This is a genomic window from Jeotgalibaca dankookensis, from assembly GCF_002005405.1.
GTDB lineage: Bacteria > Bacillota > Bacilli > Lactobacillales > Aerococcaceae > Jeotgalibaca > Jeotgalibaca dankookensis.
This window is the reverse complement of the sequence record NZ_CP019728.1, coordinates 782,681-801,299: the sequence shown is the minus strand read 5'-3', so window position 1 is coordinate 801,299 and position 18,619 is coordinate 782,681. Positions and strand designations below refer to the sequence as shown.

The 18,619-nt window shown below is 37.0% G+C and carries 19 protein-coding genes and 1 other annotated feature; of the genes, 6 read left to right on the top strand and 13 right to left on the bottom strand.

Translation table 11 applies throughout. The features are described 5' to 3' along the window. Window positions 1–223: 223 nt before the first annotated feature. The 7 genes from recO to BW727_RS03855 all read right to left on the bottom strand — a co-directional run bounded on the left by recO (window position 224) and on the right by BW727_RS03855 (window position 4,664). Window positions 224–1,027, bottom strand: a complete 804-nt coding sequence (gene recO / locus BW727_RS03885) for a DNA repair protein RecO (RefSeq protein ID WP_062469415.1) — start codon at window positions 1,025–1,027, stop codon at window positions 224–226. Continuing rightward, the gene (gene era, locus BW727_RS03880) at window positions 1,020–1,931 is read right to left on the bottom strand and encodes a GTPase Era (RefSeq protein ID WP_062469418.1); all 912 of its coding nucleotides are present in this window, start codon (window positions 1,929–1,931) and stop codon (window positions 1,020–1,022) included. The genes recO and era overlap by 8 nt, the downstream gene beginning before the upstream one ends. Before the next feature lie 13 nt (window positions 1,932–1,944). Beyond that, entirely contained in the window at window positions 1,945–2,355 is a 411-nt protein-coding gene (locus BW727_RS03875) for a diacylglycerol kinase (protein WP_335617523.1), read from the bottom strand. Next, window positions 2,333–2,815, bottom strand: coding sequence for an rRNA maturation RNase YbeY (gene ybeY / locus BW727_RS03870; protein ID WP_418268860.1), 483 nt, complete (start codon window positions 2,813–2,815; stop codon window positions 2,333–2,335). The genes BW727_RS03875 and ybeY overlap by 23 nt, the downstream gene beginning before the upstream one ends. 3 nt (window positions 2,816–2,818) lie before the next feature. Then, window positions 2,819–3,796: a PhoH family protein gene (locus tag BW727_RS03865; RefSeq protein WP_062469425.1), complete on the bottom strand. Its 978-nt coding sequence runs from the start codon at window positions 3,794–3,796 to the stop codon at window positions 2,819–2,821. Between the two features lie 141 nt (window positions 3,797–3,937). Next, window positions 3,938–4,111, bottom strand: a complete 174-nt coding sequence (rpsU, locus tag BW727_RS03860) for a 30S ribosomal protein S21 (protein WP_062469427.1) — start codon at window positions 4,109–4,111, stop codon at window positions 3,938–3,940. 112 nt (window positions 4,112–4,223) lie between these two features. Continuing rightward, window positions 4,224–4,664: a Fur family transcriptional regulator gene (locus tag BW727_RS03855; protein ID WP_062469443.1), complete on the bottom strand. Its 441-nt coding sequence runs from the start codon at window positions 4,662–4,664 to the stop codon at window positions 4,224–4,226. Window positions 4,665–4,750: 86 nt separating this feature from the next. Between BW727_RS03855 and BW727_RS03850 the strand changes: the two genes are divergently transcribed. Further along, entirely contained in the window at window positions 4,751–5,572 is an 822-nt protein-coding gene (locus BW727_RS03850; protein ID WP_062469446.1) for a pyruvate, water dikinase regulatory protein, read from the top strand. On the opposite strand, the gene BW727_RS03845 is transcribed toward BW727_RS03850, so the two are convergent. The 4 genes from BW727_RS03845 to hisS form a co-directional block, all read right to left on the bottom strand. Further along, entirely contained in the window at window positions 5,549–6,454 is a 906-nt protein-coding gene (locus tag BW727_RS03845) for a deoxyribonuclease IV (RefSeq protein WP_062469450.1), read from the bottom strand. The genes BW727_RS03850 and BW727_RS03845 overlap by 24 nt on opposite strands. Window positions 6,455–6,529: 75 nt before the next feature. Next, window positions 6,530–7,465 (bottom strand): IS30 family transposase, encoded by a 936-nt coding sequence (locus BW727_RS03840; RefSeq protein ID WP_077795735.1) that lies wholly within the window; start codon window positions 7,463–7,465, stop codon window positions 6,530–6,532. Window positions 7,466–7,637: 172 nt separating this feature from the next. Beyond that, window positions 7,638–9,404 (bottom strand): aspartate--tRNA ligase, encoded by a 1,767-nt coding sequence (aspS, locus tag BW727_RS03835; protein ID WP_062469999.1) that lies wholly within the window; start codon window positions 9,402–9,404, stop codon window positions 7,638–7,640. 26 nt (window positions 9,405–9,430) lie between these two features. Beyond that, on the bottom strand, window positions 9,431–10,750 hold the full coding sequence (gene hisS / locus BW727_RS03830; protein WP_062469996.1) for a histidine--tRNA ligase: 1,320 nt from the start codon (window positions 10,748–10,750) through the stop codon (window positions 9,431–9,433). Between the two features lie 71 nt (window positions 10,751–10,821). Continuing rightward, window positions 10,822–11,026: a binding site (T-box leader), on the bottom strand. Window positions 11,027–11,194: 168 nt separating this feature from the next. Between hisS and BW727_RS03825 the strand changes: the two genes are divergently transcribed. Next, window positions 11,195–12,511, top strand: a complete 1,317-nt coding sequence (locus tag BW727_RS03825; protein ID WP_077795734.1) for an N-acetylmuramoyl-L-alanine amidase — start codon at window positions 11,195–11,197, stop codon at window positions 12,509–12,511. A gap of 36 nt (window positions 12,512–12,547) precedes the next feature. Here the strand turns inward: BW727_RS03825 and dtd are convergent, their stop codons facing one another. Beyond that, window positions 12,548–12,994 (bottom strand): D-aminoacyl-tRNA deacylase, encoded by a 447-nt coding sequence (gene dtd, locus BW727_RS03820; RefSeq protein ID WP_062469994.1) that lies wholly within the window; start codon window positions 12,992–12,994, stop codon window positions 12,548–12,550. Between the two features lie 12 nt (window positions 12,995–13,006). Then, window positions 13,007–15,223, bottom strand: coding sequence for a RelA/SpoT family protein (locus BW727_RS03815; protein ID WP_062469991.1), 2,217 nt, complete (start codon window positions 15,221–15,223; stop codon window positions 13,007–13,009). Between the two features lie 170 nt (window positions 15,224–15,393). On the opposite strand from BW727_RS03815, the gene BW727_RS03810 reads away from it, so the two are divergent. The 4 genes from BW727_RS03810 (at window position 15,394) to BW727_RS03795 (ending at window position 18,505) form a co-directional block, all read left to right on the top strand. Next, window positions 15,394–16,446, top strand: coding sequence for an inorganic phosphate transporter (locus BW727_RS03810; protein ID WP_062469988.1), 1,053 nt, complete (start codon window positions 15,394–15,396; stop codon window positions 16,444–16,446). 88 nt (window positions 16,447–16,534) lie between these two features. Next, entirely contained in the window at window positions 16,535–17,104 is a 570-nt protein-coding gene (locus BW727_RS03805; protein WP_062532252.1) for a DUF47 domain-containing protein, read from the top strand. A gap of 27 nt (window positions 17,105–17,131) precedes the next feature. After that, window positions 17,132–17,761: a phosphoribosyltransferase gene (locus BW727_RS03800; RefSeq protein WP_062469982.1), complete on the top strand. Its 630-nt coding sequence runs from the start codon at window positions 17,132–17,134 to the stop codon at window positions 17,759–17,761. Between the two features lie 279 nt (window positions 17,762–18,040). Further along, entirely contained in the window at window positions 18,041–18,505 is a 465-nt protein-coding gene (locus tag BW727_RS03795) for a pyridoxamine 5'-phosphate oxidase family protein (RefSeq protein ID WP_062469980.1), read from the top strand. The last annotated feature ends 114 nt before the right edge of the window (window positions 18,506–18,619 follow it).

The following is an 18,619-nucleotide window of genomic DNA, read 5'->3' as shown; positions in this document are numbered from 1 at the left end:
TGCAACATAGGGACGAGTATGAGCTCGCGGTTCCACCCTATTTCTGGTAATACCAGCACTTAATTTGTGAAACTCAGATGTGCCTTTCCTCGCTAGTTTACTTTATTTGGCTTCCACTATCCCAAACTCGCTTCAAAGCGCCCTAACAGTACTCTCATCGTCATTGTTTCATTCACTCTATTAAACATAGTAAACAGACTTAAAATTATTGTCAAGCAAAAGTTCATGCGTCTTTATCTTTTTTATCTTTCACAACGATTTGTAACGTTTCTTCCCAAGCATACATCTGGTCGATATAGGTCTTACTCTTCAATCGAATACCTACATACTCATCGTAAAGAAAGTCAATAAATTCACGTATGGCTTGTTTATTTTCTTTTCGAATTGAAATTTCTGAAACTTGTTCGGGAATCAAACTCAAAAACATCCGACTAAAGTATATAGCTGCCGGATTAATGTGTAAGCGATGGGGATCTTCATGGAAATGATTGGTACACAAAACCCCTGAGAAACGTGCTGAAAAGTCAAATGGTTCTTTTTTGCTACCACAAATACGACATGCATCTAATTGCGGATGCACACCAAAATAACGTAGCAGATGCATTTCGAATATATTGACAATAATCTCTGCATCTAAGCCCTTATCGATTGATTCGTAACTCTGGAGTAAAAGTTGGAAGAGTTTTTCGTCTTTTATGCCATCTTCAATGGCAGCATCACTCAAGTTAGCTAAATAAGTGGCATAAGCATTGCGATAAACATCCTCGTGGATTAAGCGAAAGTTCTTACTTGCTTTGTAATCTTGTAAAAAGCAGAGCCCTTGGTCTTGGATACTACCTGTAAAAGTAGAGTAAGAAAATGGCAACAGAGCCGTTTTTAAGGCGTGATTCGATTTAAAGTAACTTCTCACAAAAAACATTCGTTTCCCGTGTTCCTGTGTAAATAATTTGACCAAGGCATCTTTTTCTTTATGTTTTCGAACTGAAATAACAATAGCATCGAAAGTTTGGTTCTGTTTTTTACTCATAGTCTTTTTGACGGTACCCATAGTCTTGTAAATGTGTTTGTTTGTCTCGCCAATCTTTCTGTACTTTTACCCATAATTCCAAGAAAATTTTATCGCCTAACATCGTTTCAATGTCACGACGCGCACGTATACCAATTTCTTTTAAAAGTTTACCGCCTTTACCAATAATAATTCCCTTTTGACTTGGACGATCTACTATAATCGTTGCATAAACATGTATTTTATCATCTTCGTTACGTTGCATTGAGTCCACCACTACAGCCACTGAATGGGGGATTTCATCACGTGTTAATTGCAGAACTTTTTCTCTGATAAATTCTGAAACAATAAAATATTCTGGATGATCGGTTACTTGATCGGCTGGGTAGTATTGTGGTCCTTCTGGTAAATAAGTTTGTATGGTCTTCAATAAGGCATCTACATTATTTCCATCAATAGCAGAGATGGGAACAACTTCGTCAAATTCTTGTTTAGATGTGTAATCGGTAATAATATTTAGAAGTTTTTCTTTAGAGACGCGGTCAATTTTGTTAATAATTAAGAACTTAGGTGTTTTGATGTTAGCGATACGTTCCATAATAAAGTCATCCCCGCCACCACGTTTTTCTTCTGCATTGACCATGAAAAGAATAATGTCTACTTGATTGAACGTACTGTAAGCGCTCTTTAGCATAAAATCATTTAAACGGTGCTTAGGTTTATGAATCCCTGGGGTATCTATAAAAACCATTTGTGCACTGTCCGTGGTAATGACACCTTGTATTTTATTACGAGTTGTTTGGGGTGTATCACTCATAATCGCAATTTTTTGACCTACTACATGATTTAATAAGGTTGATTTCCCAACGTTAGGTCTCCCTATAATAGAGATAAAACCCGATTTAAACGGTTCATTTTGTTTCATTCAACTAGCTCCTTTAAAATAGAATTTCAACAATTCGTGGTATGAAAATAATGCTGGCAATTACAAGCGTGAATACTGCTGTTACGAGAACAGCTCCCGCTGCTATATCTTTGGCTTTTTTAGCGAGTGGATGGTAATTATAATCAGTCACCATATCCACAACCGTTTCAATGATGGTATTTAAAAATTCCATAATGACAACCAAGAAAATACATAAAACAATAATCATCCACTCAACTTTACTAATACCTAGCAACAGACCTGCTAGGATAGGAAAAATACCTAAACCAAAATGATTCCGCAAATTTCGCTCTTCTCGCCAAATAGTAGTTACACCTTCCCAAGCATGCTTAGCGGAGTCAAAAAAGCGTTTGTTTTTCCAACTGTCATGTCTATATTTTTTACGATTCTCTTTTGAGTCCATATGCATCTAGTATCTCTTTCTGCAGACCAAACATTTCTTTTTCATCTTCTGCGTTCATATGATCGTATCCATTTAAATGCAAAAAACCATGTAAGGCCAAAAAACCTAGTTCTCTTTCAAAACTATGACCATACCGTTCTGCTTGTTCTGCTGTTTTGTCTACAGATATAATGATATCACCAAGATTATAAGGAAAATCAACACTCAAAGATTTCAAGTTGATAGGAAAATCATCATTTGTTTCATCATTAAGAGCAAAACTAATGACATCAGTAGCTTGATCCTTATGGCGAAACTCCCTATTAATCTCTTGTATTCGAGCGTCACTAACAAAGGTAATTGACATTTCTGACTTTTCTGGTAAGTCCAAAAAAGTAGAAGCAAAGGTCACTATCTCTTCAACAAGTTTTAAATGTGCGGGTGCTACCAATTCTGTCTCATCAAACATATCAATAACAATCATTTACAATCCCTTTTCTTTCTGATCATATGCTTGGATAATACGCGATACAACTGGGTGACGGACCACATCGTGGGCATCAAAGCTAACAAAGGAAACGCCAGATACGCCTTTCAGTTTGTCTTCTGCGTCAATTAGCCCAGAACGGACCCCTTTTGGTAAGTCAATCTGGGTTTTATCACCATTAATAATCATTTTAGAACCAAATCCAAGCCGTGTCAGAAACATTTTCATTTGAGCGATCGTTGTGTTTTGTGCTTCATCTAAGATAACAAACGCATCTCCAAGTGTTCGTCCACGCATATAGGCTAAAGGCGCAATTTCAATGACTCCTCTTTCCATCAGTCGAAGCGTATGTTCCATTCCGTAAACTGCGTATAGCGCATCATAGATAGGTCTTAAATATGGATCCACTTTTTCTTTTAGGTCTCCAGGTAGAAAACCTAAGTGTTCACCAGCTTCCACTGCTGGACGGGTTAAAATAATTTTTTGCACATGACCTGCTTTTAATGCTTGAACAGCCATGACTACTGCTAAAAAAGTCTTCCCTGTACCGGCTGGTCCAATACCAAAGACAATATCACTTTTTTTGACCGCATCATAATAGATTTTTTGACCAATATTTTTTGCTCGTATCGTTTTACCCGTATAAGTCTTGCCGATTTCTTCGTCATATAAGTCAGTAAAAAAGTTTAAATTTCCGCGGCTAGCCATTTGTGTTGCACTAATAATATCACTTTGTGAGATTGTAATTCCTTTTTGAATCAGAGCAATTACTTGTCTAATAAGCGATTCCGCAATCTTTACATTTTCTTGGCTTCCTTTTATTTCAATTTTACTACCTCTAATGTTAATAATAATTTCTAATGTCTCTTCTAGTAACTGAATGTTTTTATCTTGAGACCCTAATAGTTGAGGTAAGGCACTCGCATCATCTATTTCAAAGTCAATCGTTACTGGAAAGTGTTCATTTTCAGTCAAATAGTTACACTCCTCTTTTTAAATTAAGCAATTGCTTATTTTTTTCATTATATCATAGAAGACGAATCCTTTTCAGCGATTACAATCGATAAAGAAAGAGCCAAGACAAATTTGTCTTGGCTCTTTCTTTATCTCTAGTAATTAGAATTTACGTTTTCTAGCTGCCTCAGATTTCTTCTTACGTTTTATACTTGGTTTTTCATAATATTCCCGTTTACGTGCTTCTTGAAGAGTACCAGTTTTGGAAACAGTACGTTTAAAGCGACGAAGAGCATCGTCAATAGATTCGTTCTTACGAACAGTTGTTTTTGACATTAATATTCCCTCCCTCCGAGCATTAAAAGTAACCGTTTCATTTATTGATTCAAACCATCTAAATGAAATTGTTCTTTAAATATTATACCACAGGTCTCCACATTTGCAACGACTAATCTAATTTATTTTGTTTTTCTAAACACTTGCTGCAAATACCAAAAATTTCAAAACGATGTGAATTTAATTGAGCATTCCCGAGCTGTTGTTTGAAAAAATCCATTGGACACATTTCGAGCTGTGTTGTTCGTCCACATTGTTCACAAATAAAATGATGATGGTGATGGTGATCATTCAAACAGGTCATTCGAAACATTTTTTCATTGTTTAGCTCTGTCGTTTCAAGAATACCGATATCTTCAAAAGCGTATAAATTACGATAAACAGTATCAAAACTAATAGAAGGATAAATTTTCTTTAACATCTGTTGCACTGTTTTGGCTGTTAGATAACGGTCTTCTTTAGAAAAAAGGCGAATTAAATCTTCCCGTTTTTTAGTATGTTTTAAACCATTTTCCTTCATTCTCTCTAATGATTCTTCAATAAGCTTATTCATAACATCTGCTCCTCTCGCTGTCTTTTCACTGGCTGATATAGTATATTTAAATTAATAATTTATTAACAAGAAATCGAGGTAGGACTATGACTGACAAAACAATTCATTTTTTTATAATTTCTGATTCAATTGGGGAAACAGCTCGAAAGGTTTTACAAGCTGTTTTGGCTCAATTCCCAGGAATAGAACCTATAATAGAAATTCATCCTTTTATTCGTACTAAGGAAGAATTAGTTCCCATCTTAAATGATGCTAAACAAGTAAAAGCGGTTATCATTCACACGTTGGTTTTAGAAGATTTAAGTCGCTATACAAAAGATTTTTGTGATTCAAAGCAACTGTTATGTTACGACATTTTAAAAGAAATTGTAGCAGATTTAACCCATTTGACAAAAGAAGAGCCAACTAAACGTGCCGGTAGTCTTCACCGTTTAGATGATGAGTATTTTAATCGCATTAGTGCTATTGAATTTGCAGTACGCTATGACGATGGCAAGGATCCAAAAGGCTTATTAGAAGCGGATCTTGTTTTAATTGGTATTTCTCGCACCTCTAAGACACCGCTCTCTATGTTTTTAGCTAACAAAAATGTCAAAGTGGCTAACTTACCACTTTTACCTGAAGCGCAAATACCTGATGAGCTATGGCAAGTCGATCCTAAAAAAATAGTTGGTTTGACTAACGATGTGGATACTCTAGCGAGTTTTCGGCGTGAAAGAATGTTATCTTACGGTATGCCAGTTGAAACACCTTATACAAACCGCAAACGGATTAAAGCTGAAGTCGACTATGCCCTTGATTTATATGAAAAAATTGGCTGTTCAATTATAAATGTTGCGCAAAGATCCATCGAAGAAACAGCTGAAATCATTATACAAAATGTTTTAGCTGAGGAAAGACTGATTTAAGATATCATGTAATAGGTTCTCATTCAACTCTCTTGCTCTAAACATAGCAATTTCATATTTGTATAGTGGCTTTTTATTTTTATTGTCCTCCCCCACATAAGGTGTTTCCAATATTTTTGGTAAACCAACTAATTGTGGATGGTGGACTATTTTATTAAGTGTTTCAAAACCGATATATCCTTGATCAATATTGGCATGGCGATCTTTTTTTGCTCCTATTGGATTTTTTGAATCATTAACGTGTATGACTTGTAAACGATCCAATCCAATAACTCTATCAAACTCATCTAATACGCCGTCAAAATCTTCTTTAACCAGATAGCCGGCATCATGGATGTGACAGGTATCTAGAGTTACCGATAACTTTTCATTATGGGTAACGCCTGATATAATAGCTGCTAACTCTTCAAAAGAACGACCAATTTCAGTTCCTTTTCCAGCCATCGTTTCAAGGGCAATGTGAGCAGTTTGTTTTGTTTCTAAAACCTCATTCAACCCTTTAATGATTTGCACAATCCCTTTATCTGGTCCAGCTCCGACATGCGCACCCGGATGCATAGTGATTTGTTTTGCTCCAAGCGCTTGTGCACGTTGAATTTCTTCATATAAGAATTCTGTTGCAAACCCAAACTGATTTGCCTTAGTGGTATTACCCAAGTTTATGATGTAAGGTGCATGGACAATCAATTCAAGTAATCCATTTTGCTCCATGTATTCTCTGCCTTTGAGAATATTCATTTCCTCAATTGGTTTGCGTCTCGTATTTTGAGGAGCACCTGTATAAATCATAAACGTTGTTGCGCCATATGACGCTGCTTCTTCTGCCGCTCCTAAGAGCATTTTCTTTCCACTCATCGATACATGCGAGCCAATTTTTAACATTAATAAACGCCTCCAGATAAATGACACTATTTTCTCTATATCCTAACATAGCTCTTGTTTTTAATTGATAGTTTGTCAAATTAAGTGCAACACCTCTTCCATAAAGACCTCGTGAGGCGTTCGGTAGCCAAGACATTTTCTTGGTCTATTTTTAATCAGGTACAAAGCTTTTTGAAGTTCTTCCTGTTCCACATAATCAAAGTTGGTTCTCTTCGGAAAGAACTCCCTCAGGAGTCCATTACTGTTTTCATTGCTTCCTCGTTGCCAAGAAGAATAAGGATCTGCGAAATAAACAGGGATGCTTAAGTCTTCTTCAATGACAGGATAACAGCTGAATTCCTTTCCTCTGTCTGTCGTAAAACTTTGGAAGGCAGTTTCAGGAAAAAGCGTAGTCAGTTTTCGTATAGCCCCTTCCATTGAGGAAGCGGAACGGTTGGGTATTTTGATGGCGAGGTACCAGCGGCTTTTCCTCTCTAGGAAAGTAGCAACGCAACCTTTTGCCTGTCCGCGTCCTGATACGACGGTGTCCAGCTCCCAGTGACCGAAGGTCGTTCGCTTCTTGATGTCTTTTGGTCGTTTTGAAATAGAGGTTCCGATATTGAATCTTCCTCTGGTTTCTTTTGGTTTCTGTCGTTTGCCTTTTTGTCTCAGAACGGACAATAGAACTTGTAAGAGACCGTAATAGAGCCAGCGATAGATTGTTTTGAAAGAAATTTTCCCTTGAAATAGCCGGCCTACAATTTGTTCTGGAGACCAGGTAAGAGTTAGTTTTTCCTGAACCTTTTCTTTGATTTCAGAAGTCAACTTTGATTTTGCTCCACAGTTCGTTTTCTTTTGTTTATAGCGTTCCTGTGCCTGATCACACTGATAATATGGGTTCCTGTTCAGTTCCCGTGAAACAGAAGAAGGGGCACGACCAAGGATTCGAGCGATCCGGCGGATCGAAAAACCTAGATCACGAAGCGTTTCTATTTTTGAGCGTTCGGCTATGGTAAAATGAGTGTAGCTCATGGCGAGTCCTCCAGTCGAATGTTGTGTGGTAACTCCATTCTACACGAGGTCGTCATGGGTTTCTTTTATTTTACCTAGGTGTTGCACTTAATATTACAATTCATCAATTAATAAAAAGCTTGTAGAACCGATTCTGACTTCGGTTTTACAAGCTTTTTTGGTGAAACATAAACTAGTCTTCTACAGTCAAGCGTAAGTTTAATTCTTGTAACTGTTGGTCACTTACTTCTGATGGTGCTTTTGTCATTGGATCATAGGCTTTTCCATTTTTAGGGAAGGCAATTACTTCACGAATATTGTCCTCACCGGCAAGAATCATGACCAAGCGATCTAAGCCCAGTGCTAAACCACCATGTGGTGGAAAGCCATAATCAAACGCATCAAGAAGGAATCCAAACTGTTCTTTGGCTTCTTCAGGGCTGAACCCAAGCGCATCGAACATTTTCTCTTGTACGTCACGTGTGTTAATTCTTAAAGAACCACCACCAATTTCATAGCCATTTAAAACAATGTCGTAGGCTTGCGCACGAACTTTGCTAGGGTCTTCTGTCATAAGAGCGATATCTTCTTCTTTTGGTCGTGTAAATGGATGGTGTAGCGCCACATGACGTTTTAAATCTTCATCATATTCTAGTAACGGCCAATCAACAACCCATAAGAAATTTAATTGATTTTGGTCAATCAGATTGAAATCACGACCAAACTTTAGACGTAATTCTCCTAATGACTGTGCGACAACCTCTTTCTTATCTGCTACAAACATTAATAAATCTCCTGGTTCTGCATCCATGGCTTGAACCAATTTTTCTTTGTCATTCGCAAAGAACTTAGCAACCGAACCATTTAATCCGTCTTCAGTCACTTTTACCCAAGCTAATCCTTTAGCTCCATATTTCTTAATATAGTCCGTTAAACCATCCATATCTTTACGTGAGAAATCAGCTGCTTTTCCTTTCAAATTCAACCCTTTTACTTGCCCGCCATTTGCAAGAGCTTGTTTGAAAACGTTGAAGTCAGTTTCTTCAGCAAAAGCTTGTAAATCAATTAATTCTAGTCCAAAACGAGTATCAGGTTTATCAGAACCGTAACGATTCATTGCCTCGTCATATGTCATACGTAAGAAAGGTGTTTTAATATCCCGGTTTAAAGTTTCTTTAACGACACGCTTCATCATCGCTTCTGTTAAACTTTGAATCTCTTCAGCAGACATAAAACTGGTTTCAAGATCGACTTGTGTAAATTCAGGTTGACGGTCGCCACGTAGATCTTCATCGCGGAAACAACGAACAATTTGATAGTAGCGGTCAATACCCGCCCCCATTAATAATTGTTTAAACAATTGGGGTGATTGCGGTAAAGCGTAGAAAGTTCCTGGATAAACACGTGAAGGAACCACATAATCTCGAGCTCCTTCTGGTGTCGATTTGGTTAAATAGGGGGTTTCTACGTCCATAAAATCTGTTTCGTCCAAAAAATTTCGAATCGCACGTGTTGTTTGGTGACGCAACTTCAAATTTTGGACCATTTTTTCTTTACGTAAATCTAGGTAGCGATATTTCATACGTAGTTCGTCGGCCACTGCCTGATCGTCTCCAATTGTGAAAGGAGGTGTTTTTGATTTTGCTAAAATAGCCGCTTGTGAAACTTCTATTTCAACCGTACCGGTTTTTATATTGGGGTTGATTTGGTTTGCTTCGCGTTTGACGACCATTCCTTTTGCCTCAATAACATATTCGTGACGCAAGTTTTCTGCTAATTCAAATAGTTCAGGATTTTTTTCTTGATTGAAGACAATTTGCACAATACCTTCTCGGTCTCGCAAATGGACGAAAATTAGTCCACCTAGATCACGCCGGCGGTTTACCCAACCCTTTACTACAACCTCTTGCCCGATATATTCTTCTGTTATTAAACCACAATATTGTGTTCTTTTCTCCATCATCGTTCACTCCTACAAGTCATTAGTTACTCTTTACCAAAAAATTCTTCAATTGCTGTCATATCACTTGTATTTTTTGTAAATACTTGCTCGAAACTATTATAAATTTCTGTAAATGGAACCGTTACTTCTTTTCCACTCGCCATTACTTTTAATTTTGCCGATTGCGCTTCAAGCTCATTATCTCCGATTGTGATGACCATTTTAGCGTCATAACGTGAAGCAGTCCGGAATTGCGCTTTTATTTTCCGACCCATGTAATCGCGATCAGCAGAATAGCCCGCTGCGCGAATTGCTTGAACGAGTTTCAAAGTTTCCAGATTGGTATCTTCACCAATACCTACAATATAAACATCCAATTCATTAACTTGAGGTATTTCAATTTCTTGCTTTTGAATCATAAGAACTAATCTTTCAAGTCCTAACCCAAAGCCAAAACCTGGCTCGTCAGGACCACCAATTTCTTGGATTAGACCATCATAACGACCACCCCCACAAATAGTCGTTTCAGAACCAAATACTTTAGACGTTGTCATAATTTCGAAAATAGTATCTTGATAGTAATCCAATCCACGCACCATGTTTGAATCAATTTCAAATGGAATAGCTAGTTCCTTGAGCATTGTTTGAACAGTTTCAAAATGTTTTTTTGACTCCTGTGATAAAAAGTCGAAAATACTTGGTGCCCCTTTGACAATTTCTTGATCTTTTCGGTCTTTACTATCTAGAACACGTAAAGGATTTTGGTGGAGACGTATTTTAGAATCTTCACTTAAATCATCAAAATGCGGTTCTAAAAAAGCAATAAGTGCTTCACGGAATTTAATCCGTTCTTCCTTACGTCCTAGAGAGTTAATGACTAACTTAATATCAGTAATACCAATTTCTTGCAATAAATCCCAAGCGAGAGCCATTGTTTCTACATCCACAGCTGGGTTCGTACTACCGATGACTTCAACACCTAGCTGGTGGAATTGGCGACTACGACCACTTTGGGGACGTTCATAGCGAAACATTGGACTCATATAGTAGAGCTTAAGTGGTTTAGGAAATTCGGGTCCAAAGAGTTTGTTTTCTACATAAGCACGAACAATTGGAGCGGTTCCTTCAGGTTTTAGAGCCATTTGGCGGTTCCCTTTATCTTCAAAGACATACATTTCTTTTGAAACGATATCACTGGTATCACCGACACTTCTTGAAAATAGGTCATAGCTTTCAAACATAGGCGTACGAATTTCAGTAAATCGATAGTCATGCATGAGAATACGGGCTGTTTCTTCAATGTAGTGCCAAATATCCATATTTTCTAAATAAATATCAGCGGTTCCTTTTGGTTTTTGGATCATTAATCATTCTCTCCTTCTTCATGTTTCCTTCCTAATTTTAAACAAAAAAATAGCCCTTCTCCCGCTTATTGGGAAAGGACGTTTGAGGACGTGGTACCACCTTTTTTTGAGAGTTATTGCTCTCCTTTTGCAAATAACGCCTGCTGCGTGATAGCTTTGCACTATCAATCCTCCGACTTGTCTTTCATATTTGCTTTATTGGAATAAGCTTTCAGCCACGGCCTATTCTCTCTAAACAACACAAACAACTATTACTTTTGTCTTCATAGGAAATAATAATCTAAACTTACTATTTTTTATACAATTTGTCAAGCATACTCCCAACATCGATGCTTATTTAGTCTAATTAATATTTAAATAAATGGTTTCTAAAAGACTTTGCATATTAATTCAAAAATTTGCTATAATGATAATTAATAGAGAAATAAACGAGGGGGTCTAAAATTGAAACGATTACATTTAAGTAGAAATATCATACTTATCGTGCTTGTAGCCTTTTTTATGGGTTTAGGATCATTAGGAACCATTGCTCTTGCTAATTATACGAATGTAGTTGTTAAAGCAAGCTCCGTAAACGTTCGATTGGGCCCTGGACTAAGTTATGATATTATGACCCAAGTCCAAAGTGAAACAGTTGTGAACGTGTTGGCGGAAGAAAACGAATGGTACAAGATTCGTATGGATGATGGACGAATTGGGTGGATTGCAAGTTGGCTAGTAGACAATACGGAAGTAACCGCTTCATCTGATTTATTAGCAACCGTGACCGAATCGTCTGTTAATGTTCGGGCTGAAAATAATGAATCTTCAGAAATTATTGGAACAGCTGTTTTAGGTGAAACGTATACTTTACTCTACGAGGAAAATGGCTGGAGCCAGATAGCCTACGGTGATGGCGTAGCTTGGCTTTATTCTGATCTCGTTTCGATTGAGCCTGGAATATTAACAGAAGAAACCGCATCACAAGAATTAATTGCGAGCTCACAAGCTAATCCAGACTTAATCACTATTTCTCAAGACAGTGTCAATGTTCGGACAAGCCCTTCTTTACAAAGTTCAATTGTCGAAACAGCTGATCAGGGAACTACTTACGAATATTTAGGTAAGTCGGGTGACTTTATTGAAGTTTTAACTGAAAGTGGACAAACTGCTTATATAGCCAGTTGGCTAGTCACGCAAGTAGCAAGTGTACAAACGGAAGTAGTAGCACCAGTCGTTTCAACCACTCTTTCTGAAGCAACTATTGTCATCGACGCTGGCCATGGTGGAACAGATCCAGGAGCCATTAACGATTACTTTTATGAGAAACAAGTAACGTTAGATACCGCACAAGTACTAGCCGATAAACTAGGAGCCATGGGTGCTAACGTAATTATGACACGTACAACAGATGAATCCATATCGCTAGATGAACGTGCAGAAACGAGTATGAATCATCAAGCAGACTTGTTCATTAGCTTACACTATGATTCCACACCTGAAGGAGTTGTCAAATCTGGAACAACCACTTATTACTATGATGACTCAGATAGTAAAATTGCTGAGTTGATAAATAATGAATTAACAGCAAATCTTCCTTTACAAAATAATGGTTTCCATTTTGGAAATTATTTTGTATTACGCGAGAATACCCAACCAGCTGTTTTATTGGAGTTAGGCTATATGAATAATCCGGATGACTTTTATGCCTTTAACAACGGATACTATCAAGACTTAGTTGCTGATAGCATTTTGAACGCTCTTACAAATTATTTCAATTAAAAAAACAGTGGCTGGACAAAAGTCCTAGCCACTGTTTTATTTATTTTTACTGTCAATAATAATAGTTACAGGTCCGTCATTAACTAACGATACGTCCATATGTGCGCCAAAAACTCCCGTTTGCACATCGAACCCTTCATTTCGCAATTGATCATTTAGACTTTCATACAATTTATTACCAATTTCTGGCTTAGCTGCATCTATAAAACTAGGGCGATTGCCTTTCTTTGTATTGGCTAGTAAGGTAAATTGTGAAATTGAGAGGATAGCCCCGCCTACATCGTTTAAAGCAAGGTTCATTTTACCTTCATCATCTTCGAACACACGTAAATTACTAATTTTACGTGCCAAGTAAGTCACATCTGTCTCATCATCTTTTTCTTCCACGCCCACGAGCAAAAGAAATCCTCGTTGGATAGCCCCTTCAGTTTTACCATCTACTGCAACAGAAGCACTTGAAACCCTTTGAATAATGACTTTCATATCTATCTCCCTTTACGAAGTTACGCGACGTACACTGTAAACATCGGGTATATTTTTTAGCTTATCAACAATATTTTCTAACTGACTTAAGTTTTGAATACTAATTTTTAGTGTGATGACTGCAATTTTATTTTTATCGACCTTCCCATTTACACTATTTAGGTTTTTAGTGGTCGAATTTACAACATGCAAGACCTCGTTTAGCAATCCTGAGCGATTGTATCCTTCAACTAACAATTCAGTCTCATAATCAATCATGTCGCTGCCACGGTCTTCCCACTCTACTTCTATAAAACGTTCCTTATTTTCTTCAGTCACGCGCGTATTAGGGCAATCGGCACGGTGCACAGAAATACCGCGTCCTTTGGTAATATAACCAACAATTTCATCGCCTGGAACAGGATTGCAGCAACGACTCGTTCGAATTAGTAAATTATCAGCGCCTTCAATAATGATGCCGCCCTCATGTCGAATCTTCATTTTTGACGTATCTTTTTTAACTTGGGTTTGCTCCATCGATTCCATAACTTCTTCTTGCTGAGTTTTTTCTCTTTCTTTACGAGCTTTCTCAGTCAATTTATTGACTAGGGTAAAGGCAGAGATTTCTCCAAAGCCAACGGCAGCAAAAACGTCGTTTTCAGTTGGCATATTAAAGCGTTGAGCAGCTTCTTTTAAATTTGTCTTGGTTAATATTTCCTTAGGTACAAAATCCATTTCTTGGATTTGTTTTTCAATGATTGTCCGACCTTTTTCGATATTTTTTTCCCGATCTTGTAATTTGAAAAATCGCTTAATTTTATTTTTGGCTTTATTAGTCGTAACTAAATTAATCCAATCGCGACTTGGTCCAGAAGAATTAGGTGATGTCATCATTTCAACAATATCGCCATTTTTCAGCTTATAGTTGAGTGGCACAATTTTTTGATTTACCTTAGCACCTACTGTTTTGTCTCCCACTTCTGTATGGACATTATATGCAAAGTCAAGAGGCCCTGCTCCGTTTGGTAGCTCCATAACGGCTCCTTTAGGAGTAAAGACATAAACCTTGTCTTTGAAAATATCCTCTTTAACGCTCTCTACAAACTCACTAGCATTTTGAGAGTCGTCTTGTAGGTCGATCAAATCCCGAAACCAATTTAATTGATTTTGAATCGTATCTTCCTCTACTACTTTTTTAGTAATTCCTTCTTTGTAAGCCCAGTGTGCAGCTACCCCTAATTCAGCAATACGATGCATTTCCACAGTACGAATTTGAATTTCGATGGGCGTACCATTCGAACCGATAACAGTTGTATGTAGTGATTGGTACATATTGGCTTTAGGCATCGCTACATAATCTTTAAATCGACCTGGCATGGGTTTCCATTTGGTATGAATGGCTCCTAGTACTGCATAACAATCTTTAATAGAGTCAACTATGACACGGACTGCTAAAAGGTCATAAATTTCGGTAAATTGTTTTTTTTGGTCCTGCATTTTACGATAAATAGAATATATGTGTTTGGGACGGCCATAAATTTCTGCATTTATTTTTAACTCATCGACAGACTCGTTAATTTTTTGGATTGTGTCATTTATATATTGCTCACGTTCTGTTCTTTTTGAGTTCATTAAATGAACAATCCGGTAGTATTGTTGTGGCTTTAAGTAACGTAAGGCAGTGTCTTCTAACTCCCATTTAATTCGACTAATCCCCAAGCGATGAGCCAAAGGTGCATAGATTTCAAGGGTTTCTTTAGAGATACTCTTTTGTTTTTCTGGTCGATGAAATTTTAGTGTTCGCATATTATGAAGTCTGTCAGCAAGTTTAACCATAATAATACGGATATCGTTAGCCATAGCTAAAAGCATTTTCCGGTGGTTTTCTGCTAATTGTTCTTCGTGAGATTGATATTTGATTTTCCCTAATTTTGTAACACCGTCAACAAGAGTTGCGACTGTTTTAGAAAAAGTATTTTCAATATCTTCTAATGTATATTCGGTATCCTCTACAACATCATGGAGAAAACCTGTTGCAATCGTATCTGGATCTAATCTTAACTCTGCTAAAATAGCCCCAACTTGCACGGGATGAATAAAATATTCTTCTCCAGATTTTCTAAATTGTCCTGAGTGTGCCTTTTCTGCAAAATCTGCCGCTTTTTGGACAAAGGCTACATGGGATTCATTCATATAAGAAGCACATAGATCAATGACTTCTTGTTTTGTATAATCTTTATTTTTCGGCATCGTGTCACACCCTTTTCTTTGAAATATCTATTGTTAAATATTATACGCTAAAATAGCTGTCAGCGCCATTAACTAAGCATAATAATTAAACCTTCTTTTTTATCGTTTTTTCTTTTATTGAGGTAGAATATAAGTGATGAATAAGTAATATTTTAAGAAAGAGTGATGTTATGACTGTTGGTTTAAGTTCGTTCTTAAAAAGTCTCGTGGAGACTCCTATCTTAGCAGTTATTGTCTTGCTAGTGCTGGCTGTTATTCTTGTCAACGGCTGGACGGATGCACCAAACGCCATTGCTACAATGGTGTCAACACGTTCTTTATCTGTAACTAAATCCATATTTTTGGCAGCCGGTTTTAATTTTTTAGGTGTATTTATAATGACGACTATTAACGCTAAAGTAGCTGCTACGATTGCAAATATGGTTGACTTTGGGGGTGATCCGTATAATTCACTTATTGCTTTATGTGCAGCTTTAGTTGCCATCGTTTTATGGGCAACTGCTGCTTGGTACTTTGGAATTCCAACTAGTGAAAGTCACGCTCTAATCGCCGGTATATGTGGAGCAGCAATTGCTTTACAAGGTGGAATTAGCGGGATTAATTTTAATGAATGGTCAAAAGTTATTTATGGACTCTTTTTTTCGACACTCTTGGGATTCGGATTCGGTTTCTTATTTGCTAAAATAATCCAAAATTTGTTTAAAAAGATCTCTCGCCAAAAATCGAAAGTTTTTTTCAATAACGGACAAATTTTTGCAGGAGCTGGCATGGCTTTTATGCACGGAGCTCAAGATGGTCAAAAGTTTATGGGAATTTTTATGCTCAGCATTTTCTTAGGTCAAGGAAAAGGGAATGTTTCTAACTTTGTTATTCCTTTTTGGATGATGGTTCTTTGCTCTTTAGTCATGGCTTTAGGAACCTCAATTGGTGGATATAAAATTATTAAGACGGTCGGAATGGACATGGTTAAGTTAGAAAAATATCAAGGCTTTAGTGCCGATTTAGCTGGTGCGGTAAGTTTATTGTTTTCCTCCTTGTTAGGACTGCCCGTTAGCACCACTCATACAAAAACGACCGCTATTATGGGCGTTGGTGCGGCTAATCGTTTATCAAGTGTTAATTGGTCAACTGTTAAAGAGATGGTCTGGGCATGGGTACTAACCTTCCCTGGATGTGGTCTCGTCGGCTATTTCATGGCTTTATTATTTATAAAAATATTTTGAGGAAGTGATAATGTGTTCAACCCTTTTAAAAAAGAAGAAGCGGAAGATTTTACTTATTTTAGAACTTTTGAGGAATTTTTCTTTACTGATGGCAGAAGCTACTGACTTTCTTGCCGCTAACCTAAAAAACTATCAGCTTGATGAGTTAGAAAATGAGTTAAACGAAATGAAAAAAATTGAAGTTGTTGCTAATGATAAAAAACAAGCCACCTTAGATTTTTTATATCAAGACTTTCTCCCTCCTATCGAAAGGCCTGATATTCTTGAAATAACCCAAGCCTTGAACACGCTTCTAGGTACCGTAAGCAGCGATATTCTCGCTCGGTTAGATCGTTACCAAGTAAAAACAATTGAACCAGATGTTTTTGTATTGGTAGAGGTATTAAAGCAAGGTTCAGACAAAACGTTGGCACTAACAAAGGAGTTGATTCATTTTAAACATCCCGAAAAATTGCTGGCTCTCATGAAAGATATTAACAGCTTAGTACGAAGGGGCTATGCACTTCACCATCAAGCAATCAAAAAAATGATGCATAATGAAAATGATGCAATAGTAGTATTTAGCTATTCAAATATTTACGAGGGGTTTAATCGTAGTTGGCATGCTCTGGAAAGATTAACGCGTGCTGTTGAAGCCATGATTATACAAAATACTTAATTGATTTAATAGAGAGGACGAGCAGATATGGAATTTAAGGATCGAAAAGAAGCGGGAAGATTACTAGCCGAAAAGTTTACTGCTGATTCAGCAGAAGACATCGTTGTTGTAGCGTTACCTCGTGGTGGCGTTCCACTTGGTTTAGAAATAGCTAAACACTTACAAGCCCCACTTGATTTGGTCATTACGCGAAAGATTGGCTCACCTCAAAATCCAGAATACGCAATCGGTTCACTAGCTGAAAACTCCGAGCCACTTTTAAACAGAAGAGAAACGAGATATTTAAATAAGGATTGGCTTGAAGCTGCTATTTCTAAAGCGAGAAACGAAATTATACGGCGCCAAACTTTGTACTTTGAAAATCATCAGCGCCAAACGTTTACTGGGAAAACAGTTATATTAGTTGATGACGGCATTGCGACAGGTTTTACCGTTCTAGCCGCTATTGATGAGATTAAACAACAAAACCCAAAAAAACTGTTTCTGGCTGTACCTGTACTCCCTAAAGAAATGGTTACACTTTTAAGTGAAAAAGTAGATGAATTAGTTGTATTAACAATCCCGGACTATTACCGAGGTTCCGTAGGCGCTTATTACGAAGCATTTCCTCAACTAACAGATGATGAAGTCAAACAGTTGCTAGCAGAATCACGCTAAAAAAACTAATACAGAGACTGAGAATCGTCGTCCCAGTCGCTATTAGTTAGATGTAAAGAAAGAGTTTTAAATATCTTATTTACTTGATAGTTTTAGAAAAAAATATCAAGTAGATAATTATTTTTATTGATTTAGTTGAGGATATGGACAAACTTTTTTTAAATCTACCCAAATATCAAATATTTGTAATATTTTTTTGTTTCCTCTATCATAAAGTTAAGCTTAAAATCTAGTAATTATTACTCTGTTTTATAACTAATTAAAAAGGAGTGTTTAATAGTGGATAAAGAAAAAGTGTACAAGTTGATTAAGGACTATGATATTGGAATGATGACAAATGTTAATGAGAGCGGAAAGCTTGTTAGTCATCCAATGACGCGTCAAGGAGATATTGAAGATGATGTTCTTTGGTTTTTCTCAGAAAGAGACTCGGAAAAAACAACGGAATTAAAGAAAAATAATTCTGTAAATATTTCTTTTAGCGGCGACGATTATATTTCAGTTAGTGGTACTGTTGAAATAGTTGATGATGTTGAAACAAAAAAGGATTTGTGGTCAAAAGCAAATAAAACTTTCTTCGATGGTGGTCCGGAAGATGATCAAGTTATTCTCTTGAAAGTGAACATTGATAGTGTTGAATACTGGACTTCAAACAACATTCTAAAAAATGCTTTTGAATTTGCTAAAGGAATGGCGACTGACAAAGACCCTGATTTAGGTGAAAATGACGCTTTAGAAATTTAATAAAAAAGGGGCTGGGAAAAAACTTAGTCTCTGAATAAAGAAAATCCCCCACTCTTTCATTTTGAAGGAGTGGGGGATTTTTATCGTTTTAAAAGACACAGTGAGTCGAATACC